The sequence below is a fragment of the Methylovorus mays genome (genome assembly GCF_020531915.1).
Classification (GTDB): Bacteria; Pseudomonadota; Gammaproteobacteria; order Burkholderiales; family Methylophilaceae; genus Methylovorus; species Methylovorus mays.
The window spans coordinates 153631-177509 of record NZ_JAJAVG010000004.1 but is presented as its reverse complement, the minus strand read 5'-3'; the positions used below and the strand labels follow the sequence as shown (position 1 = coordinate 177509).

The window sequence follows — 23879 nt, the reverse complement described above, 5'->3', positions numbered from 1 at the left end:
TATGTACTACTTGAATAAAGTGAATAGCGCTAATAAATTGATTATTAGCGCTATTCAAGTCAGCAATATTACAGCTTTTCAGCCAGTGCTTTTTCCAGCTTGTTTTGGTCTACCACGAAACCACGGATACCTTCAGCCAGCTTTTCAGTGGCCATTGGATCTTCGTTCAGAGCGAAACGGAACTCTTCTTCGGTCATCTTGGCTGGTGGGGTGGACTTGGCGCCGTTGTCGCTCAGAACGCGAGTCAAGGTACCTTCAGTCGCTGCCAGATCTTGCAGCAGGTTAGGCGAAACGGTCAAACGGTCGCAACCAGCCAGCGCAATCAGCTCGCCAGTGTTACGGAACGAAGCACCCATCACAACGGTTTTGTAACCGTGTTCTTTGTAGTAAGCGTAGATCGCACGTACGGACACAACACCTGGGTCAGTTTCCTGAGTGTACTCAGTGCCTGGGTTCTTGGCTTTGTACCAGTCAAGGATACGACCAACGAATGGAGAAATCAGGAATACGCCAGCTTCAGCGCAGGCACGGGCTTGACCGAAACCGAACAGCAGGGTCAGGTTACAGTTGATGCCTTCTTTTTCCAGGATTTCACCAGCCTTGATGCCTTCCCAGGTAGATGCCAGCTTGATCAGAACGCGATCCTTGCCTACACCAGCTTCTTCATACAGCTTCATCAGCTTACGGCCCTTGGCCACCATCTTGTCGATGTTGAAGGACAGGCGTGCATCCACTTCGGTGGAGATACGGCCAGGAACAACCTTGGAAATTTCAATACCGATCAGCACAGCCAGCTTGTCGGCTGCGTTTTCAATTTGTGCTTCCTTGCTGCCACCTTGTGCTTTTGCGTAAGCAATTGCATCGTCAATCAGGTGGGCGTATTGAGGCAAAGTACTTGCCTTGAGCAGCAGGGATGGGTTGGTCGTGGCATCAACAGGCTTAACACTCTTGATCGCTTCAACGTCGCCGGTGTCGGCAACGATAGTGGTCATCTCTTTCAACTGCTCTAACAAATTAGCCATACTGCTCCTCCTTTAAATGAATTCAATAATGCAAACCAAACAATACAACTTAACAATTCGCGTCCTGTACGCCAGCTGCGCTGGCCTTTATCAGGAACATCAGAAAAATATAATGCCACCGGCAGATGGTTGCCGCGGCATTGAGTTCAGTGGCTATTCAGGTGCAGAAACGACGGGGTTTGTCGTGTCCGTCGGTATTCGAGAGTGAATACAGGGCTTGTAGCCCATGGCACGGACATGCCTGACACAGCATGAGCGAGGGAAACAAGCATCCAGCCGACCCATGCGTTAATGCCCAAGTATAACCGAATTCTGCCAATTACTACATATAAGTTCTGCTCCCCGGCCCGGCTCAGGACTTGAACAATGCAGCCGCCAGCACGGTGGCCACGGTAAGATCGGCCGTGGTGCCCGGATTGAGTTTTGCCGCCTTCAACTCATGATCAAAGGTCATGAGAGAACGCTGGTAGGTTTTGGGATTATCACTCGTCATCAGGTTTTGCTCATGCACCAGCGCTTGCTGCATGACGCGCTCGGCTGCTGCTGCCCCATATTTTCTTGCTATATGACTGTCAGGATAACGGGCGAGAAAGCCAAGGTAAGCAGCGCTTACCGCCCAGGCTTCCCGTTGCCATTGGGCCATGGCCGCATGGTAGCGGGCAAGCCCGAACTGTAAAACTTCCTGATATCCATTGGCATATTGGCGCGCCACCAGATCGTAAGATTGCGCCTGCTCCATGGCCTGTAGCAATGTCACGTCTGGCGCCTCGTGCACATCATGCTGGTCGCTGCTCCCCAGCCCTGCTGGCGAAGCCTGCAAGATGGCCGCATAGGCAAACCTGGCATCGTCCACTGTCAACCGATGCAAGGTCTGATTTAAAACCTGCTTGTTCAAGGGCAAGTCGTTCTCTAGCGAAGCCTGAACCAGAGGTGCAGCAAGGAGAATAATGCCAAGATTGGTGTTGCAGTTAACGGCAGACCAGGTAGCTTGAATCGCCTGCTGTATGCGCTTCCCCACGGTCAACCCTGGCTCACACAAGGGCTGGGCGGAGGCCTCCGCACTGGCAATGAAGTCCTGCACGACCATGCCATGCCCATCCGCAAAAATATGCACATTGCCCGGTTTCAACGCGCTTAACTCGGCCAGACACGCCTCTTTATACAGGCCTGCCAACTCACTCGCTGAGATGGCCATTAGGAACTTGCCAAGCTTAATTGAGGCTCTGTTGCCAGTTTTTCCAGCAGATCATCCACCAACGCTTCGGCCACATTCAATTCAACCACCCCTTGCAAACCCTTCCAGGCCGGGATGCTGTTCACTTCCAGCACAAAGAGCTTGCCATGACGATCACGGATAATATCGACCCCACAGTAATCAATATCGACTGCACGGGCTGCAGCCTCGGCAAGCTCAGCGATTTCGCCGGTATGCGGCAACACTTCACATCGCCCGCCCTGGGCAACATTGTTTACCCAGCTGGCACCGTGGCGCACCATGGCGCCGATGGCTTTGCCATTAATGACAAAAACGCGATGGTCATGCCAGCGCCCTTCCCCGCTATCAATATAGCGCTGCAAATAATAAAGACCGTCGACATGCTCATCCATGGGCACCGGGAGCGATGATCCAGGCACCAGTTTGCGTACCCCCATGCCCTGCGAGCCAAACAGAGGCTTGATCACCAGATGATGGCCTGCTGCAAGCTCACGGTTGATGATGTCATGGGCTTGTGCCCTCGACTCGCACACCCAGGTCGCCGGGGTGGCCACCTGATACCGATGCAGCAGAAAGCTGGTCATGGCTTTATCTACCGTCCGCTCGACGGCACGGCCATCGTTATAGACGCGTACACCCAGCATTTGCAGAGCGTGCAATACATCCAGCCGTACGATGACCTGTTGCAGCGTACCCCCAGGCACGCCACGCACAAATGCGCAATCGGGCAAGCGATCAAAACCTGGAATCACCACACCAGCATGGCCTTGGGTGATATCCAGTCGGCAATCCTTCAAGGAAACAAACACGGCCTCCAGACCACGCGCAGCAAACGCTTCACGCAAGCGTTTGCCATGCCAGCCCGGATCATCGGTAAATACCGGGATGCGCGGATTCAAAAGTAACACCCGTCAATACGATTAAGCAGGATAGCCGAAGGACTGATCGAGCAAGGCTTGATCCAGCTTTCCACCAACAAAACTCTTGCCGGAATCGACAGCCGTTACCGTGACAGCCGCCGGGCTGAACAGCATAGGATCGATCTTGTAGAAGTCCATGTTCACGCTCTTGAACACTTCGGCAAACGGACGACCGTAATCGCGTGAAGAACTGCTTGGCAGATCTTGCGCCAGCTTGGCGGCCGCTTCATCGCTGCCCTTTACGAAGATGTGCGCATGACCGCCAAACAAGATGGCGTCATTGGTGCGGCCCATGCCGATGAGGAAATCAGGGGCGGGTGGCGGCACTGGTGCACTCGCCATGCCATCCACGACGTGATCCAGCGGGAAATGCAGCGTATGAATCTTGTGCATGGCGACTTCCAGCACGCGGGCAACAATTTGCACGGTACCAGCCAGGCTGCGGGTAGGTGTCAGGATAAACGTCAGCTTGTCTGCAGCAACCCCGGTATCGCGGGCGACCTTTTCAATGACTTCGGTTGGTGGAGCCTTGTCGCTTTCCAATACCAGACATGCGGAGTCAAACTTGTCCTGGTAGCCAAGCTCCTTGTAAAGCTCTTCACGGCCAGCCAATGCACGGCCAGGGCCTGAACCCAAAGAGAAGAATTTCTCATGGGAGAGGCTCCAACCTGCGTATTGGCTCCCCAGACAGGACAGGATGGGGTTGTTGGAATGCACGGACAACATCCAGGGCCAATGGGCAAACGTGGCTGAGTTATGCAGGCTGACATGGCCCAGGCCGCCCATACAGATTTCGGCAATCAGGCGACCAGCTTCCAGACCACCTGGCGATTTGATGCCAGCATCGACAATGGTTGCGCCTGTCGCATGCTTCTCAACGCCGACACGCAGAGCATCGGCGTTATCCAGAATGTATTGCACCAAAGGCGCGGTGAGTTTGTTAACGCTAGGCCAACGCCTGACATCCAAAGCTGCTTGACTCATGTGATTCTCCTGATGGTTCGATATTATTTATTGCTTCATTCAATGCTTGCGCGCGCTGGCGCGCCAAGTGTTCTACTTCCCGGTCATTCCCTGCTGTTGCCACGATGGTACAGAGCGGCATGTGCTGCTGAATGCGCGTGCCCGCAGGCGGCCGGTCAACCACCCACGAAGGCCATGCAAAGCCCGCCGGCACCTCAACGTCAATGGGGGAATAACATACCAGATTCGCCCTCACCTGTCCCACCCCAGATGGCGCCGCGGCTGGAATATTCACTTGCGGCTCCCCCAGACATGTCGCCACATGCGCTCGCAACCACTGCGCCTGATGCTCATAAAGCGCCAGGCTCGCACTCAAGCGTGGGTTTATTTCCAGCACAAAAATCGCATCCTCCACCATGATCGCATCCAGGCTATTGAGCCCTCGCAAACCATAATGCCTGGTCAATCGACTGGCCGCCTGTACAAGCGCATCTTGTACGCCAGACGCCAATATCAGGGGCCCTACCAGCCCGGCATAGCGGTATGGCAGGTTGCCATGCGGACACACCAGCTGCCGCTGAAAGCCGACAATATGCACATTGCCCCCGTGCGCCAGAAAAAGCAGCGAGACTGGCTGACCTGCGACCTTCCGCTGAAAATAGACATCAGCCTCAGGCTCGGGCATGTCCGCAAACAAAGGCGTGACATGCATGCCACCGGCGTGCCCTGCGCGTTTGCATAACCATCTACCTGGTGACTCATCCATGAGTGAATCAAGCGCAAACCGGGTATCAGGTACGGGAATATCGAGGGCAAGACAGCTGGCGTAAAAATCCTGGGGGGACTTGCAGCGCAAAATGGTAGACACCTTATTCCCGAGTATGGATATATGCTGGGAAAGAAGGTCGAGCAAGGATGGATTGGTTTCAAAGCCACTGCCATACAGCAGATACTGAACCTGATGCAAAGACAGCGCTGGGATCAAGGTATGGCGTATCGCATCCTCGGTAAACCCACCATCGCGATATGGCAACACCAGCAAGGCCGCACTGGCTGCGTGCGTTTCCTCATCACCAAAAACATCGGCAGCGAGTACGTGATACCCCGCTGCCGATGCTGCTGCGACATAAGGGCGGGCACTCGCCGCCACTATGGCAATCTGGTGTTTCAGAGCTACCTATACGAGATCTTTACGCGCCAGTTCAAAGGCGGTAATGAAATCGATGTACACATGGCTCTGGCCTTCCAGCATTTTCTTGAACAGACGTTGCTGGGTTTGGTACTTGATGTTACCGATCGCCAGGGCACCGATACCGTAGATTTGCGTGCCTTCAATCAGCACACCGTCGGCCATGACGCCCACGCCTTCAGCACCGGTAGGTGGTACGGCGTTCACGTCCGCTACGACCTTCAGTGTCTTGGAAGTCTTCATCTGATCAATGGTAAGTACGCGCACGCCAGCGGCAGCACAGCACAGGGCAACATCGCTGGTAGCCAGAATCTTGGTCTTCAGCTCATCGGTGCTGCCATCCACACACTGGATATTGGTACCGTAACGCTTGTTATAGGCTTCGGCCTTTTCCACCACATCGGACAACGCGCGGTGGGCTACCATTTCAACGGTTGCACCATACTTGGATGCAATCACGGCGGTACAACCACCCACTGGGCCGGTTGCGCCGAAAATGCTGACCTTGCGGCCTTGCAGCGTACCGCCGTAATACTTGGTCAACAGCTGCTCAACGCGTGCCATCATGGCAGCGGAGGTCGTGAATGCGCCGGAAGGATCAGCAAATACGGAAATTTCGAATGGTGGCACCATGGACTTCTTGGCTGTTTCCAGCATATCCATGGCCAGGTCAACATCACGGCCACCAATCAACATGCCGGTGCGCCATACGCCACGAGGGCCGCGCGAAAAAATGGCATCCTGCACGAGGCCGGTCACTTCACTCAGTTGTACATTGGTATATTGCGCGATGGCATCGTAACCAGCGTCATACGCCATATTGACGTCAAACGGGCTGGCATTTTTAGCTGGTGTAATAAAATGTAATACGTACGGCTTTTCCACTTTGGTCCCTTCCATGTCGCTTGCCCTCGCAAAGGTGGTTCTGTTTTTAAATTTCAGGCTGTTACCAGCCCGCTCACTGCTTAACTACTTGAAACTGCACTACTCGCATAAAAAGTCTTTAATTCTTTTTTTAAGCCTGAAGTTCCTGAATTACGCTTATTTCAGCACCGGCGTTGCCGCCCTTGCACAGCAGGAATTCGATGCCTTGCTCATCAGTATATCGGGATTGTAACGCTTCCAGCATACGCTTCGCATCTTCAACATCGGCAAAAACTGCAAAACCTGTAGGCCCCCATGAGCTTTGTCCCAGGCATGACACTCCCTGTGCCGTCAGAAAATCCAGTATTTGTGCCACTCTGGGGCTGGCATAGCGACCACCCTGGGCTGGCGCAAAATGATCCCCTGTACGCTCCTGCAGCTCACGTATAGCGCGGCCAAAGGCAGGCAAATCATGCTCGGCCAGCGCTGGTAACGCCTGCATCAGCACATAGCGGCATAGCTCTGCGGCACTCTGCGCCGGGAATTGAGGCAACTCGCGGAATGCTTCGATTTCCTGGGTGCCATGCACACCGGTACGTCCATGATCAAATATCAACAGAATGCGCCATTGCTCAGGAAAGTCCGCATGGGCAATCACCGGCGGCACATCGGTCTCACTGCTGCGACCACCATCCACGATGACGCCGCCTGTGGCAAATGTACCAAGGCCGATCCCCGAACGGGCACCACGGGCCGTAAGCACGGCGATATCGCGCAAACTGAGATTAAGGCCATAAAGTCGGCTAATGGCAATACCTACCGCCAGAGACATCTGGGTGCCGGACCCCAGTCCGGCATGTTCGGGAATAGCTTCAGAAAGCACGATGCGCACACCGGCCTGTAGATTGAGGACATCGGCGATGCGTTGTGCGGTTTTCAATGCACGCTTGGCACCGGGCCCCTCTGCCGTGATGGCGGCGGCGGGATAAGCAGCCAGGCTGGTGCAGGGTTTATCCAGCGAGACGCCCAAACTGCCAAAGCGACGCCCCAGGTCTCCATTCAGATCAAAAAAACCCATGTGTAACCTGGCACAGGTTTTTACATGCACACTGGCAATGCCAGAGGGCGTGTTGACTGAGGGATGGGTATAACCGCTAGACATCGTTAATCGCTTGTTGGGGGCTGCAAAAGCGGCTTATTGTAGCCCAGCATGACGGTTTTTTATATCCCGAAAAAGACAATCTCCACCACCCGGCAAGACCAGGTCAGCGCGTAGATGAGAATTAATCCTGATCAGCCAGCCAAAGCACGCGCAATGCCAAGCAAACTCAATCTTGACGCTGGCTTTTGTTAAGCTGCATAATCCTTGCAGTTAGCAGGATCAAGGCCGCTCAAGGCCGTGATTCAGCCGAGATTCAATAGATGCGCAGCCGTTACTCCCGAGCGCACACTAAAAATAACAGGGAATCATCATTAGGGCACTCCGGTACCCGCTTACACGATAAGGTTTCGCATGGAGCATCTCTCTCAAGCAATCGATCTATCCAGCCCCGGTACCATTGAAGCCGTCACCTGTCCCGCCTGCGGTCTGCTGTGCGACGATCTCAGCGTGGAACGCCGAGCAGATGGTGCACTGAAAGTCATCAAAAACCCATGTGCCAAGGGCGTCAAGTTCTTCCAGTACACCCCAAAAACAACACAGCCTCGCATTGCGGGCAAGCCGAGCGATCTGCAAGCAGCGATTGCCAAAGCCACCGAAATCCTGGGCGGAGCCAAGCATCCCCTGCTGAGCGGTTTGGGTACCGACATTCAGGGCATGCGTGCTGTCATGAATCTGGCCGAGAAATCAGGCGCGACCATAGACCACATGAATGGCAAAAGCTCCATGCGCAATCTGCTGGTGATGCAAAACTCGGGCTGGCAGATCACCACGCTCACGGAAGTGAAAAACCGTGTAGACCTGCTGCTGGTCGTCGGCACGGATATCGTCAGCTACTTCTCACGCTTTTTTGAGCGCAACATCTGGAATCCGGAAACCATGTTTGGGCAGGACACCTCCAGCCGCGAAGTGGTCTACCTGGGTGGCCGCGACCTGGATACCAGCCATGGCGTATCACCCAAAGGCGTACAGCCCACTGTACTGCCCTGCGATGTAGCCCAACTACCCGAAGTATTGGGCGTACTGCGCGCGATTCTGCTGGGCAAGAAAGTCATCGCGACAGAAGTCGCCGGTATACAGGTGAGTGACCTTGCCAAGCTGGCCGAGCGCTTGCAGGCGGCCAAATACAGCGTGGTCGCCTGGACCGCCAGCGCCCTCGACTTCCCACATGCCGAACTGGCTATCCAGAACATCGTCGGCATTGTCGACAAACTGAACGCCACGACCCGCTCCTCCGGTCTTCCACTGAGTGGCAGCGAAGGCGACGTAGGCGCATATAACACCAGCTCCTGGATCAGCGGCTACCCATTCCGCATGTCCTATCGCAACGACTACCCGGATTACGAACCGCATCACTATGCAACCGACCGCCTGCTGGCTGAAGGTCAGGTAGATGCCATGGTATGGATCAGTAGTTTCAATCCAGCGCGGCTACCTCCGTCCAGCAAGATTCCGAATATCGTGATTGGCCACCCCAATCTGGAGCTTGAGAGCGAACCGGACATCTTTATTCCGGTAGCGGTACCTGGCATTGAAACTAAAGGCATTCAATTCCGCAGCGACAGCTCGGTGGCACTGCCACTCAAACAATTGCGTGCGACCGACCTGCCCACCCTGGGCGACGTTCTCTCTGCTATCGAAGCCGGCCTTTAGGCCGCATCTGACTTAAGGAATACGCTATGTTGATTAAACTTACCGGAGGCACGGTCTACGACCCCGCACATCAGATTGATGGCAAGGTCATGGACATTTATGTGCGTGACGGCCGCATTGTGGAACGCCCAAGAGATGGCGAACCCGTGAGTCAGGAATACGATTTGCGTGGCAAGGTGGTCATGGCAGGCGCCATTGACATGCATACGCACATCGGCGGCGGCAAGGTGAACATCGCCCGCACGATGTTGCCTGAAGATCACCGCATTGATCCCACCGTGCATACCGAATTCTGCCGCTCAGGCTGTGGCCATGCGGCACCTTCCACACTGACCACCGGCTATCGTTATGCCGAAATGGGCTACACCGCCGGTTTCGAACCGGCCTTGCTGCCCGTCAATGCGCGTCAATCCCACCTTGAAATGTGCGACACGCCGATTATCGACAAGGGCGGCTACGCCATGATAGGCAGCGATGACTTCTTCCTGCGCATGCTGGCGGCCAAACAGGACCAGAATGCCATCAACGATTACGTGGCGTGGATCATGCACGCCAGCCAGGCGATTGGCATCAAGGTCGTGAATCCCGGTGGCATCAGCGCGTTCAAGTTCAATCAGCGTGCGCTGGATCTGGATGAGCAACATGCCCACTATCAGATTTCCCCGCGTGAAGTGCTGAAGGCACTGAGCCGCGCCGTGCATGAGCTGGGTGTGCCTCACCCACTGCATGTGCATGGCAACAACCTGGGCGTACCGGGCAATGTGGAAACCACACTGAAGACCATGGGCGCGGTGGAAGGCTTCCCGGTTCACCTCACGCACATCCAGTTCCACAGCTACGGCACCGAAGGCGATCGCAAGTTTTCGTCCGGCGCGGCAGCCATTGCCGAAGCATTGAACAAGCACAAGAACGTCTCCGCGGACGTCGGCCAGATTCTGTTTGGCCAGACCGTCACCGCCTCTGGCGACAATATGCGCCAGTTTGCCAATGCCAGCCATGCCAGCCCCAAGAAGTCGGTGATCATGGATATCGAATGCGATGCGGGCTGCGGTGTGGTGCCCTTCAAGTACAAGGATCAGAATTTCGTGAATGCCCTGCAATGGGCGATCGGCCTGGAAATCTTCCTGCTGACCGAAGACCCATGGCGCATTTTCCTGACGACCGACCACCCGAATGGCGCGCCATTCACCAGCTACCCACACCTGATCAAGCTGCTGATGGACAAGAGCTTCCGCAATGACATGTTCACCAAGCTGAACCTGGATGCGCAGGCCATGAGCACCTTGAACAGCATCGAGCGCGAATACAGCCTGTATGAAATCGCCATCATGACCCGTGCCGGCGCTGCGCGTCTGGTCGGCCTGCATGATCGCGGCCATCTGGGCGTGGGTGCCGGTGCCGACATTACCGTCTACACCGACAACCCTGACCGCGAAGCCATGTTTGCCAAGCCAGACTATGTGTTCAAGGATGGCGAACTGGTGGTGCGCAATGGTGAAGTGGTTAAGGTTACCTGGGGCAGCACGCACACGGTCAAGCCGGAATTTGATCGCGCCGGTATCGAAAAAGACCTGAAAAAGTATTTCGACACTTACCACACCATGAATATGGAACACTTCAAAGTGTCGGCCGATGAAATCAGCGAGGGCGGCCATAGCCGTGTCATCGTTCAGGAATGCAAGGGCAGACGGGAGAAAACTGCATGATTATCAATGGAGTATCGATAGACGATACCTTTGCCGAAGCCTTCGGCATGCGCGGAACTCGCGTCATCATTACCGCCCAGAATCTGAAATGGGCATACAACGCCGCGCAAGCCATGACCGGTTTTGCCACCTCGGTGATTGCCTGTGGCGTGGAAGCCGGCATTGAGCGCGAGCTTGCACCCGAGGAAACGCCAGATGGCCGCCCAGGTGTCTCCATCCTGATGTTTGCCATGGGGAGCGCCGTGCTGATGAAACAGCTGGAAACCCGCATGGGGCAATGTGTACTGACCTGCCCCACTGCCGCTGCATTCTCCGGCCTGGAAGGCGGTGACCGCATCAATCTCGGCAAAAACCTGCGCTTTTTTGGCGATGGCTTCCAGACCTCCAAGGTCTTTGGCGGCAAGCGCTACTGGCGTGTGCCGGTGATGGATGGTGAATTCATGACCGAAGAAACCACCGGCATGGTGCGTGCCGTGGGCGGTGGCAACTTCCTGATCCTGGCAGAATCGCAACCACAGGCCCTGGCCGCCTGCGAAGCGGCGATTGAAGCCATGAAAAAAATCCCGAACGTCATCATGCCCTTCCCCGGTGGCGTGGTGCGCTCTGGCTCCAAGGTGGGCTCCAAATACAAGAGCCTGATTGCCTCCACCAACGACGCCTTCTGCCCTACCCTCAAAGGCATTACCAAGACCGAGCTTTCACCGGAAATCGAGTCGGTGATGGAAATCGTGATTGACGGCCTGACCGCCGACGACATCAACAAGGCTATGAAGGTGGGGATCGCCGCTGCCTGTGAGCTGGGTGCCGCCAATGGCATCAAGCGTATCTCTGCCGGCAATTACGGCGGCAAGCTGGGGCCATTCCTCTTCAAACTACGCGAAATCATGAGCGGAGACTACGCATGAGCGCTCTTACCTTTACCCTGAAAACGGCCCCGCAGCAGCGCGTGGACCTGAGCGCGCTGACGCCAGATGCGCTCGCGGACAAATCGTTGGCAGACATCGCCGCGATCGAACTACCCAGCGGCCATGACAAACCACGCGTTGACACCCTGTTTGATATTTCCGGGGACGATGCCAGCGATATCGTCATTAAAAATGCCACCGATCGCCTGGACTACATTGGGCATGGCATGCGTAGCGGTCGCATTACCGTGCACGGCAATGTCGGCTCCTATCTGGCATTCAAGCTGCGGAAAGGCGAAATCGTGCTGCATGGCAATGCGGGCGACTTTGCTGCCAGCGGCATGGCGGGTGGTTTGTTGCATGTGCATGGCAATGTCGGTGACTTCCTGGCCTCGGCCATTATCGGCGAGCGCCGTGGCATGAAAGGTGGCACCGTCATCATTACCGGCAATGCCGGTGAGCGCGCAGGCGACCAGATGCGTCGCGGCCTGGTGCTGATCGAAGGCAATGTTGGCAGCTACTGCGCCTCGCGCATGATCGCGGGCACCATTGGCGTCATGGGCACCACTGGCGAATATCTGGCCTATGGCATGCGCCGCGGCACGGTGCTGCTGAACAATGCACCCAAGCTGCATGCCACCATTCAGGATTGTGGTTCGCATACCCTGCCCTTCCTGAGCCTGATGTTCAAATCCTTCCGTGACCTGCCCACCAAGTTCGCCGCCGTTAATCGCAATCGTGTGCAACGTTACGCGGGCGATATTGCCAATGACGGCAAAGGTGAGATCCTCGTCTTCAAATAACACTGACAAACCCAAAAACCCGGCACAGTTTGCTGATGTCGGGTTTTTTATTGCCGGATCCCGCTTTTAATTTATCCCGTCCGGCAGAACTTCGCTCAAGCTCATCTGCCCAATACATATCCTTAACCCCGAGAAAGAATACCACCATGAAATCTCCCCTGATTACCTCCTCTCTATTGCTGGCATTGATGATGTCCGGCTGTGCCAACATGACCGAAACCCAGAAAGGCACAGCAAAAGGCGCAGGCATAGGGGCCGGAGTCGGGGCGGTGGTGGGTGCATTGGCAGGCGGTAGCAAAGGAGCAGCCATTGGTGCAGCCGTAGGCGCAGGCGCAGGTGCGATTGGCGGTAACGTCTGGTCGCGCCGCATGGAAGAGCAGAAACAACAGATGGAGCAAGCCACAGCTGGGACGGGCGTGCAAGTCAGCCAGACCGCGGATAATCGCCTGAAGCTGGATATCCCAAGCGACATTTCATTTGATAGCGGCAAGTCGGATATCAAGCCCAACTTCCGTCCGGTGCTGGATAGTTTTGCCCAGAGCCTGGTCGCCAACCCTGCCACCAAGGTGACGATTGTCGGCCATACCGACAATACAGGCACAGATGCGGTGAATAATCCCTTATCTCTCAACCGCGCTAACCATGCACGCGATTACCTGGTCACGCGCGGCGTTGCCTCCAGCCGATTCACCACTGAAGGCCGTGGCTCGCATGAGCCTTTGGTAGAAAACAACAGCGATGCCAATCGTGCCAAGAATCGCCGTGTCGAGATCTTTGTGGCTGAGCCAGAAGCCTCCGCCGCAACTCCACAATAACTTTGCAATCGCGCATTGCCAGGCGATGAACTCTCCTGGCAATGTCTTATCGCAGCAAACTCACGGCGTGCCGTAACGCCCGATCAGCCACTCTTCTTCCGACAATGGCAGCGAAATCTCAAGCTGCACATATTCACCAAATTGCTTGTCCCGCACCTCGCCATGCCGTTGCTGTAACTCCCGCACAAACTGATCCAGCTTGTTGTAGTTGAGTTGCAGACGATACTGTCGCATTTCAACATAGGGCCCGGTACGGGCGGCTTCCAGCGCCATCTTGGCGGTACCGCCATAAGCACGGGCCAAACCACCAGTCCCTAGATTGATACCGCCGTAATAACGAATCACGCCCACGCAGACGTTGATGAGATCGCGCCCTTCGAGGAACTGCAGAATGGGCTTGCCCGCTGTGCCCGAAGGCTCCCCGGCATCGCTGAAGCGCTGCACAATGCCTTGCTCGGTTTTCAGGCGAAAGGCATAGGCCAGATGGGAGGCACCCTGATGCTGCGATGCCAGCTTGCGCAATGCCGCCGCAACCGCGCGCTCGTTTTCGCAATAATCGACAGCCGCAATGAAGCGCGATTTATTTATGGTCTGCTCGGCGTGGGCCGATGTTAAAATTCTTTGCAAATCAAAATGCCTGATCTAAAAATGAAGTGGCAGTGGCTACCCGACGGCGAATTATCGCACTCTGCGGCGGTCATAACAAAACCAAATGGGAAGAAACGTGTTTATGAAAAATGCCGCATGCTTGTTCAGCCTGGCTCTGCTGGCGATAGCAACGCCAGCCATGGCGCAGGTATATAAATGCGAAAGCAGTCAGGGCGTGGTGTACTCGGATACACCCTGCGCTTCCAAATCCGGTCAAACCAAGCTGGATATTCAGGCTGACCCGACACCCACGCAAGAAGGTGCTACCAGTACCGACAAGAATCGCTATGTCCAGCAACTGGATGATGCGGTAAAAGCGGCTCTGGCCGCTAACGATATCGCCAAGGCTGAACGGCTCGCGATTACAGCAGAGCAACGTGAACTGATCCGGCAAGCCAAATTGCGCAACAATGATAGCGGCAAGGCCCAGGTGGCGGACAAAAGCACATCCAGCGAATGTATCGCCGCCCGCAAAAGCCTGCAGGCGGCTTATGAAGCAAGCGATAGCGCTGCAGGTGATCCGGAAGCGCTGGACAAGAAAATCAGTGCTGTGCAAGCCGCATGTGGCACGTCCGATGTCGAACCTACTTACAGCCAGCGGACTCGCAATTTATACAGACCCGGCTTTGGCTTTCCTTACACGCAGGGTAATACCCAGCCTGGGGGCGCAACAGTCAGCCCCATGGGCGGTCGCGCCAACTAACCCCACCGACTTACTTGCGTTTATTGCCCAGCAAGGAGCCCAGCACACCACGGATGATCTGCCGGCCCAGCTCGGCACCTATGGTACGGGCGGCGGTTTTGGTCACGGTTTCCAAAATACCGTCGGGCTGCCGGCCTGAAGGTTTTTTACTGGTAGCTGGTGCATCTCCACCAAACAGATCCCCCCAGTCAAACCCGCCACGCTCGGCTTCCTTCGGCGTTTCTTCGGAAGCGGCGGCCCTTCCCTTCAAGACTTCATATGCGGATAGCCGGTCCACGCTTTTTTCATAATGCCCATACAAGAGCGAGGCCTTGATAATGGCGTCGCGCTCCGCATCCGTCGCTGGCCCAATACGGCTGCCTGGCGGACAAATAAACGCGCGCTCTACCGGAGTGGGACTGCCTTTTTCATCCAATAATGAAACCAGCGCCTCCCCCACTCCCAGCTCGGTAATCACCCGGGAAACATCCACCCCTGGATTGGCACGAAACGTCTCAGCCGCCGCCTTGACGGCTTTTTGATCGCGCGGCGTAAACGCGCGCAGTGCATGCTGCACCCGGTTACCTAGCTGCCCCAGCACCACATCCGGGATATCCAGCGGGTTCTGGCTGACAAAATACACCCCCACGCCTTTGGAGCGGATCAGTCGCACGACCTGCTCAATCTTGTACATCAGCGCACTGGGGGCTTCATTAAACAGCAAATGCGCTTCATCAAAGAAAAACACCAGTTTGGGCTTGTCCAGATCACCAACTTCCGGCAACTTTTCAAACAGCTCGGACAGCAGCCACAGCAGCAAAGTGGCATAGACACGCGGTGAGTTGTAGAGCGTATCGGCGGCCAGAATATTGATCACACCGCGCCCTTGGGCATCGGTCTGCATGAAATCGTCGAGATTGAGCGCAGGCTCCCCGAACAGTTGATCAGCGCCTTCATGCTCAAGCTGCAGTAGCGCACGCTGAATGGCACCCACACTGGCAGTGGAGATATTGCCGTATTGCGCGGTGTATTCCGCAGCATGCTCCGAGGTGTGCTGGATCATGGCACGCAAGTCTTTCAGATCCAGCAACAGCCAGCCCTGGTCATCGGCAATCTTGAAGATGGCCGTCAATACGCCACTTTGCACCTCGTTAAGGTTCATCATGCGCGATAACAACAAAGGCCCCATCTCCGCCACCGTGGTACGTATCGGGTGGCCCTTGGCACCAAATACATCCCAGAAGGTTACCGGGCATGCCGCCAGAGCAAAGTTTTCCAACTCCAGCTGCTCGACACGCGCCTGCACTTTTGGATTGTTACCGCCTGCATAGGCCATCCCAGAGAGATCACCCTTCACATCCGCCATGAATACGGGCACACCTTGCCGCGAAAAACCTTCCGCAAGACTCTGCAACGTGACGGTTTTCCCCGTGCCCGTTGCACCGGCAATCAAGCCATGGCGGTTGGCCATGCGTGGCAGCAGGTAAATAAACTCTTCGCTTTTCGCTATCAGCATCGATGTGCTCATGAATTCCTCGTTCAAATATCACCCTTGCGGGCTTTATCAATGATGTTGATCAGGGTGGCTTCCAGCTCGCGTGCGGCATGTTGAGCGCGCGGAGTTGGATTCTTGATGTTTTTCAGGTCAAAGGTAGGCCGGTCCAAGCCCAGGAACAGGTGACCGGCTTTTTCATATAAGGCAATACGGCAAGGGGCAAAGACGACAAACTCCGGGTGATCCAGCATGATCTCAGCACCCAGGCCAAGATTGCAGAAGGCGCGGACTTCCAGCACGCCATGCGGGTCCTGTCCACGCTTTTTCATGTGCTCACCAATCGGAAAATTGGCGGGGTTAACGAAATTCTCGCCTTCAGAGACCACCTTGAGACTGGTCACCACATCGTCATAGCTGACACCGGGCTCAACGGGGACTTCATAAATCGCATTATCAGGGTCGACGGGCGGCATGGGGTTGGCAGCCGAGGCCAGCGAAACATGGCCCAGCGAAGCCAGCAGCGCCGCCTTAACAATCCAGCACATCCCGTGCCCAGCACTAAGTCGCGTGATTAGCAGATTGAATGGCCGCATTGACGGTTTTTTTGTCCAGATGCGGCGCCAGCAATTGAATAAAGCCATAAATATAGCCTCGCAAGAAAGTATCGCGTCTAAAACCAAGGTAGGTAGTGCTGACGGGAAACAAATGGCTGGCGTCCAGCATCGCGAGCCCGCTATCCCTATCCTTGTCGTATGCCATGCTCGCCATCAAGCCGATCCCCATGCCAAGTCCGACGTAGGTCTTGATGACGTCCGCATCAATCGCTGTCAGCACAACATTGGGAGCCAGATGTTCTTTTTCAAAGATTTGACTTACCAGTGAACCACCGGTCACACCAAAGTCGTACGTAATCAAGGGATACTGAGCAATTTTCTTGAGTGTGAGCGGCGCATCGGCAAGCAGCGGATGTCCGTGAGGCACAACCACACAACGGTTCCAGTCATAGCAAGGCAAGGCCACCAGTTTTTCCTGCTTGCTGATAGCCTCTGTGGCAAACCCTATATCCGCATCCCCACTGGCCACCTGCTCGGCCACTTGTGATGGATTGCCCTGATGAATGGTGAGCTTGACGTCCGGATATTGTTCGGTAAACGCCTTGACGGCAACAGGCAAACGATAGCGTGCCTGGGTATGTGTTGTGGCAATGACCAGGGTGCCAGCCTGTTTCTGGGTGAAATCCTCGCCTACGCGTTTGATATTGTTCATCTCACGCATGACGCGATCGGCCAAGTCCAGTATAATCTTGCCCGGTTCAGTCACGCCGACCAGGCGCTTGCCATTCCGCAGGAATATCTGCAGTTGGAGCTCTTCTTCCAGCAGTTGAATTTGCTTGCTGACACCTGGCTGTGAAGTATGCAAGGTTTCTGCCGCCTGGGATATGTTCATCCCCTGTTTGGCAACCTCATGTACATAGCGCAATTGATGAAGCTTCATGACGTATTCCGCCCCAGCCTTATAACCAAATCAGATATTCATAGAATAACATATTATGAATAGGCACTCGATTTACTGCTAAAATAAAAAGCTTTTCCGAAAAAGCTGATTTTTAAAAAACCCTTATAAAATAACGAATTGAGATTATGGATTTTGGTTACATCGCATCAGGTTTTGCCGTAGGCTTGCTCGTCGGCATCACGGGCGTAGGCGGCGGCTCCCTGATGACACCACTGCTGGTATTTCTGTTTGGATTCAAACCCGCAGTCGCTGTTGGAACGGATTTGCTATTTGCTGCGATTACCAAAACCGGTGGTGTATGGGTGCATCATGGCACGCATAAATCGGTCGACTGGAAAGTAGTAAGTTGGCTATCGATGGGTAGCCTGCCTTTCGCGGTTGGCACCATTTATGTCATCAAGCATCTAATGTCGATAGGCAAGGAAACCACCGGCCTGATCACTTATTCGCTGGGGATTGCGTTGATCCTTACTGCCTGTGCGCTGCTGATAAGAAGCATTTTGATGCGCCAGCATACACGTGAGATTGAAGATGTCGTGGTCAGCACTGGCCGGTTCCAGCAAATGCAGATTCCGGCGACCATCCTGACTGGCGCCATTCTAGGGGTACTGGTAACGCTGTCATCGGTAGGCGCTGGCGCCTTGGGAACCATCGCCATCTTGTTCCTGTTCCCCAAGATGAGCACGCTCAAGGTCGTGGGTACCGATCTGGCGCATGCCATTCCGCTGACCGCCGTTGCTGGCATTGGCCACTGGACCTTGGGGCATGTAGATTTTACCCTGCTGGGCAGCCTGTTGATTGGCTCGCTGCCGGGTATATGGATAGGCAGCCACATCAGCGCTCGCATTCCGGAAAAAGTACTACGCCCAGTATTGGCAACCCTGTTGCTGATTATCGGTTTAAAATTTGTTTTAGCATAAAGGCAAGCCGTTTCACATGTATAAATACGACGAAATTGACCAAGCCATCGTAGACGAACGTGTCGCGCAGTATCGCGACCAGACGCGCCGCTACTTAGCCGGTGAACTCACTGATGAAGAGTTTCGTCCGCTACGCCTGCAGAATGGCCTCTACATACAGCGTCACGCACCCATGCTGCGCATTGCCGTGCCTTACGGCATGCTGTCCTCACGCCAACTGCACAAGCTGGCCGATATTGCAGCACGCTACGACCGTGGCTATGGCCACTTCAGCACGCGCCAGAATTTGCAACTGAACTGGCCCAAGCTGGAAGACGTGCCGGATATTCTGGCCGAGCTGGCGACAGTACAGATGCATGCGATTCAAACGTCCGGCAATTGCATCCGCAACATCACCACTGATCAGTTCGCTGGCATTGCGCCCGATGAAATCATCGATCCGCGTGCCGTGGCTGAAATCATGCGCCAATGGAGCACATTCCACCCCGAATTTGCCCTCTTGCCACGCAAGTTCAAGATTGCGGTATCCGGCACCAAGCAGGATCGCGCCATCGTACAGGCGCACGATATCGGGCTGGAGTTCTATCGCGACAGTGACAACAAGATGGCGATCAAGGTATGGGTCGGTGGCGGCCTGGGCCGTACGCCTATTCTGGGCTCGGTGATCCGTGAGCATCTGGAATGGCAACATGTGTTGACCTATTGCGAAGCCATCATCCGCGTCTACAACCTGCATGGCCGTCGTGACAACGCCTACAAGGCGCGGATCAAGATTCTGGTGAAGGCTCTGGGCATTGATGAGTTCCGCAAGCAGGTAGAAGCGGAATGGGCCTACCTGAAAGACAGCCCCAACACCATTACCGAGGCCGAACTGCAGCGTGTTGCACAGTATTTCACCAAGATGCCATACGACACACTGCCCGCACATGATGCTTCGTTTGATAGCGCAATTGCCAGCAACCCGGCTTTTGCTGCCTGGGTAAAGCGCAGCGTGCATGCACATCAGCAGCCAGGCTACCGTGCGGTCACCCTCTCGCTGAAACCGCATGGCCGCGCGCCCGGTGATGCCACCTCAGAGCAGATGCATGTGGTGGCCGATCTGGCCGAGAAATACAGTTTTGGTGAATTGCGTGTATCGCATGAGCAAAACCTGATTCTGGCCGACGTCAGGCTGTCCGACTTGTTCAGCATCTGGGAGCAAGCCCGCGCTGCAGGCCTTGCCACGCCTAACATCGGGCTGCTGACCGATATCATTTGCTGCCCAGGCGGCGATTTTTGCTCCCTGGCCAATGCCAAGAGCATTCCGATTGCAGAAGCCATTCAGCAGCAGTTTGATAACCTGGATTATCTGCACGATATCGGCGATATCGAGCTCAATATCTCGGGATGCATGAACGCATGCGGTCACCATCATATCGGCCACATCGGTATTCTGGGGGTAGATAAGGATGGCTCCGAATGGTACCAGGTCACCATTGGTGGCAAGCAAGGCAATGACGCCAGCATTGGCACCGTCATTGGACCATCGTTTGCAGCCGAAGAAATGCCTGGCGTCGTGCAGCGCCTGATTGATGTCTATCTGCAAGAGCGTACAGAAGAAGAACGCTTTATCGATACCGTGCGCCGTATCGGCGTGGCACCGTTCAAAGCCCATGTTTATGCCAAGAAGGAGGCCGCTCATGTCTAATCTCATCCTCGGCACCTCCATCGTTGAAGACGAATGGAATCTGGTCAGACTGCCCGTGTTGGGCGAGGAAACCGTGCGCAAGCAGGCAGGCAAAGTCGTGCTGTTCAAGCTGACCGGCGAAAAAACCTACAGCGAAGAGCAGATTGCCGCCACTGTCATTCCCGCCACTGGCAAGATTCTGGCCCCCCTCTCCTTGTGGATCGCCCGCCGGGGCGAGCTGGAATCGCGCCTGGCCGCGGGTGAGCTGGCCATCTGGCTGGATACGCACGAAGTGCTGGCAGACCTTGTCAGCGCCTTTGACGATATCAACCAGCTGCCATTGATTGCCGTGCATGTAGAGCGTTTTGCCGATGGCCGCATTTTCTCCATTGGCAATCTGCTGCGTACCCGTCATGGCTACCAAAACACCCTGCGCGCGTTTGGCGATGTGCTGCGCGACCAGCTGTTCTTCCTCAAGCGCTGCGGTTTTGACAGCTACCTGATTCGCGCTGATCGTTCGGCAGAAGATGCCTTGGCCAGCCTGAAAGACTTCAGCCAGCCTTATCAGGGCGCCGTGGACGACAAGCAGCCAGTATGGCGTCGCGTTAGTCGGCAGCCGGCTTCACAGCCATGAGCGGGGGTGAATTTTCCGTGCTGCGCGTCGCGGCCAGCAACCCCGCCACTCGCCCTGCATTGACCGATGAGCGGACTGCCACGGTAGCTGCCAAGCGTGCCGCACTGCTTAGCCAATTGCAGCAGATGGTGGCTGAGTTTGGTGATCAGCACGAAGTCACGTTTGCCAACAGCATGGGCGCCGAAGACATGGTGTTAACCGACATCATTCTGCGCGAGCATTTGCCTATCGAGATTTTCTCGCTGGATACCGGCCGCCTGCCCGTTGAAACCTATGACCTGATCGCGGAAGTGGAAAGCACTTACGCCACCAAGCTCAGGATCCTGTTTCCACGTTTTGAAACCGTAGAGCGTTACGTGCAGACCAATGGCATGAATGCCTTTTACGAATCCATTGAATTGCGCAAGGCCTGCTGCCACATGCGCAAGGTAGAGCCGCTGGGCCGCGCGCTGCAAGGCAAAAAAGCATGGATTACCGGCATGCGTGCGCAGCAATCCGCCACCCGCACCGATCTGCCACTGCGCGAATTTGATGCAGGCAACAAGCTGGAAAAATTCAACCCGCTGACCGACTGGACCGAAAAAGAAGTGTGGGCCTATATCCGCCTGCATGAGGTACCTTATAACAAGCTGCATGACCAGTTCTACCCCAGCATCGGCTGCGCACCCTGCACGCGCTCGGTTGCCCTGGGTGAAGATGTCCGCGCTGGCCGCTGGTGGTGGGAAGACCCAACCTCCAAGGAATGCGGCCTGCACGTCAAGAAATAATTCTTACTGAAACTACTATGTCAAACTTGAACAAGAAAACCCTGAGTCATCTGGACTGGCTGGAATCCGAAGCCATTCACATCCTGCGCGAAGTTGCCGGGCAATGCTCCAATCCGGTGCTGCTGTTCTCCGGCGGCAAGGATTCATTGTGCATCTTGCGCCTGGCCGAGAAAGCCTTCCGCCCGGGCCGCTTCCCCTTCCCGCTCATGCATATTGATACTGGCCACAATTACCAGGAAGTCATCAACTTCCGTGACCAGCGCGCTGCCGAACTGGGCGAACGCCTGATCGTGCGCTCGGTGGAAGACTCCATGAAACGTGGCACTGTCGTGCTGAAGTCGGAGGATGAATCACGTAACAAGCATCAATCGGTGACGTTGCTGGAAGCCATTGAAGAGTTCGGGTTCGATTGCTGCATTGGCGGCGCCCGGCGTGACGAGGAAAAAGCCCGTGCCAAAGAGCGCATCATGAGTTTCCGCGATGAATTCGGCCAATGGGATCCCAAGAACCAGCGTCCCGAATTGTGGAATCTGTACAACGCCCGCAGCCACAAGGGTGAAAACATTCGCGCCTTCCCCATTTCAAACTGGACGGAAATGGATGTCTGGCAATACATCGAACGCGAGCAACTGCAGCTGCCCAGTATCTACTTTGCCCACCAGCGTGACGTTGTCATGCGCAACGGCTCCATTTTCCCGGTCAATGTGCCATTGACCACGGGCGAAGTCATCAACCAGCCCAAGGCTGGCGAAGAAGTGATCAGCATGCAGGTGCGTTTCAGAACCGTGGGCGACATCACCTGCACGGCTCCTGTGATCAGTGATGCTGACGACGTTTCCAAGATTGTGCTGGAAACCGCCACCACCACCATCACCGAGCGCGGCGCCACCCGCCTGGATGACCAGACATCGGATGCCTCGATGGAGCAGCGCAAAAAGGAAGGTTACTTCTAGGCCGGCGGCAATAGCCTGCGCTATTCCCAAGAGACTGTCCCGATATGGGCTGGTTAGCGGATCACTGAATTAATGACGGTAGACATCATGACAACACCACAACATAACGACTCCTTGCTGCGCTTCATGACTTGCGGCAGTGTAGATGACGGCAAAAGCACCCTGATTGGTCGCCTGCTGTTCGACACCAAAACCATTCTGGCCGACACGCTCACCCAGATGGAAAAAACCTCGAAGAAACGCGGCATGGGTGCGGTTGACCTGTCGCTGCTGACGGATGGCCTGCAAGCCGAGCGCGAGCAAGGCATTACCATAGACGTGGCCTACCGCTACTTCAGCACCGGCACCCGCAAATACATTATTGCCGATGCTCCCGGTCATGAACAGTACACCCGCAATATGGTGACTGCCGCTTCTACGGCCAATCTGGCCATCATCCTGATTGATGCCCGCAAAGGCGTGCTGACGCAAACCCGTCGCCACTCTTACCTGGCGCATCTGGTGGGCATTCCGCACATCGTGGTCGCGGTGAACAAGATGGATCTGGTGGATTATGATCAGGCCGTGTTTGAACGTATCCGCGCTGATTACCTGGCATTTGCCGAGCAGATCGGTCTGCAACGCGCCGGGCACGACATCACCTTCATCCCACTATCTGCGCTCAATGGTGACATGATTGTGGACCGTGGCGAAGGCCTGGACTGGTATACCGGCCCAACACTGATCGACTTGCTCGAATCCGTGCCTGCCGCGCATTCAGAGCAATCAGAAGACTTCCGCTTCCCTGTGCAGTTTGTCTGCCGCCCGCATGCTTCCGACGATCCGGAATTGCATGACTTCCGTGGCTTCATGGGCAAGGTGGAGTCCGGTGAAATCGCCGTGGGCGATGCCGTCACCGCCCTGCCCTCCGGGCAGACCTCGACGGTGAAAGCCATCCAGCTGGGTATCGAGCAGCTGCCAACCGCCATTACCGAGCAATCCGTGACCTTGCTGCTGGAAGATGAAATCGATATTTCCCGCGGTGACATGATCGTAAAGACAGGCGCCGCACCTGAGCCCGTCAAGCAGATCGACGCCTTTGTCTGCTGGCTGTCGGAAACCCCGCTCTCGGCTGCCCGCACCTATATCATTCGCCACACTACGCGCGAATCCAAAGCCAAGGTCGGCGAGATCGCCTACAAGGTAGACGTGAATACCCTGGAAGAGCTGCCCACCCAAGGGCTGGCCATGAACGATATCGCCCGCATTAGCTTCCGCCTGGCGCAGCCGCTGATGGTGGATGCCTATAGCCGCAATCGCGCTACCGGGGCTTTTATCGTGATTGATGAGTCGACCAATAACACGGTCGGCGCTGGCATGATCACCGGCTAGCTTATCGATTCAC

25 protein-coding genes are annotated in these 23879 nt (G+C 55.5%); 13 read left to right on the top strand and 12 right to left on the bottom strand.

What is annotated here, in order from left to right; all coding sequences use genetic code 11:
• Window positions 1–68: 68 nt before the first annotated feature.
• Entirely contained in the window at window positions 69–1022 is a 954-nt protein-coding gene (tal, locus tag LG203_RS03125) for a transaldolase (protein WP_015830182.1), read from the bottom strand.
• Between the two features lie 28 nt (window positions 1023–1050).
• Here tal and LG203_RS03120 point away from each other — a divergent pair, with 28 nt between their 5' ends.
• On the top strand, window positions 1051–1230 hold the full coding sequence (locus tag LG203_RS03120) for a hypothetical protein (protein WP_230344454.1): 180 nt from the start codon (window positions 1051–1053) through the stop codon (window positions 1228–1230).
• Between the two features lie 144 nt (window positions 1231–1374).
• On the opposite strand, the gene LG203_RS03115 is transcribed toward LG203_RS03120, so the two are convergent.
• The 6 genes from LG203_RS03115 to LG203_RS03090 form a co-directional block, all read right to left on the bottom strand.
• A complete protein-coding gene (locus tag LG203_RS03115; RefSeq protein ID WP_230344453.1) occupies window positions 1375–2217 on the bottom strand; it encodes a triphosphoribosyl-dephospho-CoA synthase in 843 nt (280 codons plus the stop codon).
• Entirely contained in the window at window positions 2217–3137 is a 921-nt protein-coding gene (locus LG203_RS03110; RefSeq protein WP_230344452.1) for an ATP-grasp domain-containing protein, read from the bottom strand. Before LG203_RS03110 ends, LG203_RS03115 begins: the two co-directional genes overlap by 1 nt.
• 21 nt (window positions 3138–3158) lie before the next feature.
• The gene (gene mch / locus LG203_RS03105; protein WP_230344451.1) at window positions 3159–4142 is read right to left on the bottom strand and encodes a methenyltetrahydromethanopterin cyclohydrolase; all 984 of its coding nucleotides are present in this window, start codon (window positions 4140–4142) and stop codon (window positions 3159–3161) included.
• A complete protein-coding gene (locus LG203_RS03100) occupies window positions 4105–5271 on the bottom strand; it encodes an ATP-grasp domain-containing protein (protein ID WP_230344450.1) in 1167 nt (388 codons plus the stop codon). The genes mch and LG203_RS03100 overlap by 38 nt, the downstream gene beginning before the upstream one ends.
• Before the next feature lie 27 nt (window positions 5272–5298).
• On the bottom strand, window positions 5299–6210 hold the full coding sequence (locus tag LG203_RS03095; RefSeq protein ID WP_230344449.1) for an NAD(P)-dependent methylenetetrahydromethanopterin dehydrogenase: 912 nt from the start codon (window positions 6208–6210) through the stop codon (window positions 5299–5301).
• Window positions 6211–6325: 115 nt separating this feature from the next.
• Window positions 6326–7336 carry a beta-ribofuranosylaminobenzene 5'-phosphate synthase family protein gene (locus LG203_RS03090; RefSeq protein ID WP_230344448.1) on the bottom strand — a complete coding sequence of 337 codons (1011 nt, stop codon included), beginning with the start codon at window positions 7334–7336 and terminating at the stop codon, window positions 6326–6328.
• Between the two features lie 351 nt (window positions 7337–7687).
• On the opposite strand from LG203_RS03090, the gene LG203_RS03085 reads away from it, so the two are divergent.
• Genes LG203_RS03085 through LG203_RS03070 form a run of 4 tightly spaced genes read left to right on the top strand, consistent with a single transcriptional unit; the run spans window position 7688 to window position 12400 of the window.
• Complete coding sequence (locus tag LG203_RS03085) at window positions 7688–8986, top strand: formylmethanofuran dehydrogenase subunit B (protein ID WP_230344447.1); 1299 nt, start codon at window positions 7688–7690, stop codon at window positions 8984–8986.
• Between the two features lie 26 nt (window positions 8987–9012).
• A complete protein-coding gene (locus LG203_RS03080) occupies window positions 9013–10692 on the top strand; it encodes a formylmethanofuran dehydrogenase subunit A (protein WP_013442348.1) in 1680 nt (559 codons plus the stop codon).
• Window positions 10689–11597, top strand: a complete 909-nt coding sequence (fhcD, locus tag LG203_RS03075) for a formylmethanofuran--tetrahydromethanopterin N-formyltransferase (protein WP_230344446.1) — start codon at window positions 10689–10691, stop codon at window positions 11595–11597. Before LG203_RS03080 ends, fhcD begins: the two co-directional genes overlap by 4 nt.
• Complete coding sequence (locus LG203_RS03070) at window positions 11594–12400, top strand: formylmethanofuran dehydrogenase subunit C (protein WP_230344445.1); 807 nt, start codon at window positions 11594–11596, stop codon at window positions 12398–12400. Before fhcD ends, LG203_RS03070 begins: the two co-directional genes overlap by 4 nt.
• Here LG203_RS03070 and LG203_RS03065 read toward each other — a convergent pair.
• Entirely contained in the window at window positions 12393–12548 is a 156-nt protein-coding gene (locus tag LG203_RS03065) for a hypothetical protein (protein ID WP_230344444.1), read from the bottom strand. The genes LG203_RS03070 and LG203_RS03065 overlap by 8 nt on opposite strands.
• On the opposite strand from LG203_RS03065, the gene LG203_RS03060 reads away from it, so the two are divergent.
• The gene (locus LG203_RS03060; RefSeq protein WP_230344443.1) at window positions 12547–13215 is read left to right on the top strand and encodes an OmpA family protein; all 669 of its coding nucleotides are present in this window, start codon (window positions 12547–12549) and stop codon (window positions 13213–13215) included. The two genes, LG203_RS03065 and LG203_RS03060, sit on opposite strands and share 2 nt — an antisense overlap.
• Window positions 13216–13275: 60 nt before the next feature.
• Here LG203_RS03060 and LG203_RS03055 read toward each other — a convergent pair whose 3' ends face one another.
• Window positions 13276–13842, bottom strand: a complete 567-nt coding sequence (locus tag LG203_RS03055; protein WP_230344442.1) for an IMPACT family protein — start codon at window positions 13840–13842, stop codon at window positions 13276–13278.
• Between the two features lie 103 nt (window positions 13843–13945).
• Here LG203_RS03055 and LG203_RS03050 point away from each other — a divergent pair, with 103 nt between their 5' ends.
• A complete protein-coding gene (locus LG203_RS03050; RefSeq protein ID WP_230344441.1) occupies window positions 13946–14566 on the top strand; it encodes a DUF4124 domain-containing protein in 621 nt (206 codons plus the stop codon).
• 10 nt (window positions 14567–14576) lie between these two features.
• Here LG203_RS03050 and LG203_RS03045 read toward each other — a convergent pair whose 3' ends face one another.
• From LG203_RS03045 to LG203_RS03035, 3 genes are read right to left on the bottom strand one after another with little or no spacing between them, the layout of a single operon-like run.
• Window positions 14577–16073, bottom strand: a complete 1497-nt coding sequence (locus LG203_RS03045; protein ID WP_230344440.1) for a helicase HerA-like domain-containing protein — start codon at window positions 16071–16073, stop codon at window positions 14577–14579.
• An 11-nt stretch (window positions 16074–16084) separates the two neighbouring features.
• Complete coding sequence (locus LG203_RS03040) at window positions 16085–16585, bottom strand: DUF302 domain-containing protein (RefSeq protein ID WP_230344439.1); 501 nt, start codon at window positions 16583–16585, stop codon at window positions 16085–16087.
• Between the two features lie 13 nt (window positions 16586–16598).
• On the bottom strand, window positions 16599–17534 hold the full coding sequence (locus LG203_RS03035; protein WP_230344438.1) for a CysB family HTH-type transcriptional regulator: 936 nt from the start codon (window positions 17532–17534) through the stop codon (window positions 16599–16601).
• Window positions 17535–17680: 146 nt separating this feature from the next.
• Between LG203_RS03035 and LG203_RS03030 the strand changes: the two genes are divergently transcribed.
• The 6 genes from LG203_RS03030 to cysN all read left to right on the top strand — a co-directional run bounded on the left by LG203_RS03030 (window position 17681) and on the right by cysN (window position 23866).
• Complete coding sequence (locus LG203_RS03030; RefSeq protein ID WP_230344437.1) at window positions 17681–18475, top strand: sulfite exporter TauE/SafE family protein; 795 nt, start codon at window positions 17681–17683, stop codon at window positions 18473–18475.
• Window positions 18476–18491: 16 nt separating this feature from the next.
• Entirely contained in the window at window positions 18492–20162 is a 1671-nt protein-coding gene (locus tag LG203_RS03025; RefSeq protein ID WP_230344436.1) for a nitrite/sulfite reductase, read from the top strand.
• Window positions 20155–20775, top strand: coding sequence for a DUF934 domain-containing protein (locus tag LG203_RS03020; protein ID WP_230344435.1), 621 nt, complete (start codon window positions 20155–20157; stop codon window positions 20773–20775). The genes LG203_RS03025 and LG203_RS03020 overlap by 8 nt, the downstream gene beginning before the upstream one ends.
• Window positions 20772–21542 carry a phosphoadenylyl-sulfate reductase gene (locus tag LG203_RS03015; protein ID WP_230344434.1) on the top strand — a complete coding sequence of 257 codons (771 nt, stop codon included), beginning with the start codon at window positions 20772–20774 and terminating at the stop codon, window positions 21540–21542. Before LG203_RS03020 ends, LG203_RS03015 begins: the two co-directional genes overlap by 4 nt.
• Before the next feature lie 17 nt (window positions 21543–21559).
• Complete coding sequence (gene cysD, locus LG203_RS03010; protein WP_230344433.1) at window positions 21560–22495, top strand: sulfate adenylyltransferase subunit CysD; 936 nt, start codon at window positions 21560–21562, stop codon at window positions 22493–22495.
• Between the two features lie 72 nt (window positions 22496–22567).
• Window positions 22568–23866 (top strand): sulfate adenylyltransferase subunit CysN, encoded by a 1299-nt coding sequence (gene cysN / locus LG203_RS03005; protein ID WP_328486403.1) that lies wholly within the window; start codon window positions 22568–22570, stop codon window positions 23864–23866.
• Window positions 23867–23879 lie beyond the last annotated feature (13 nt).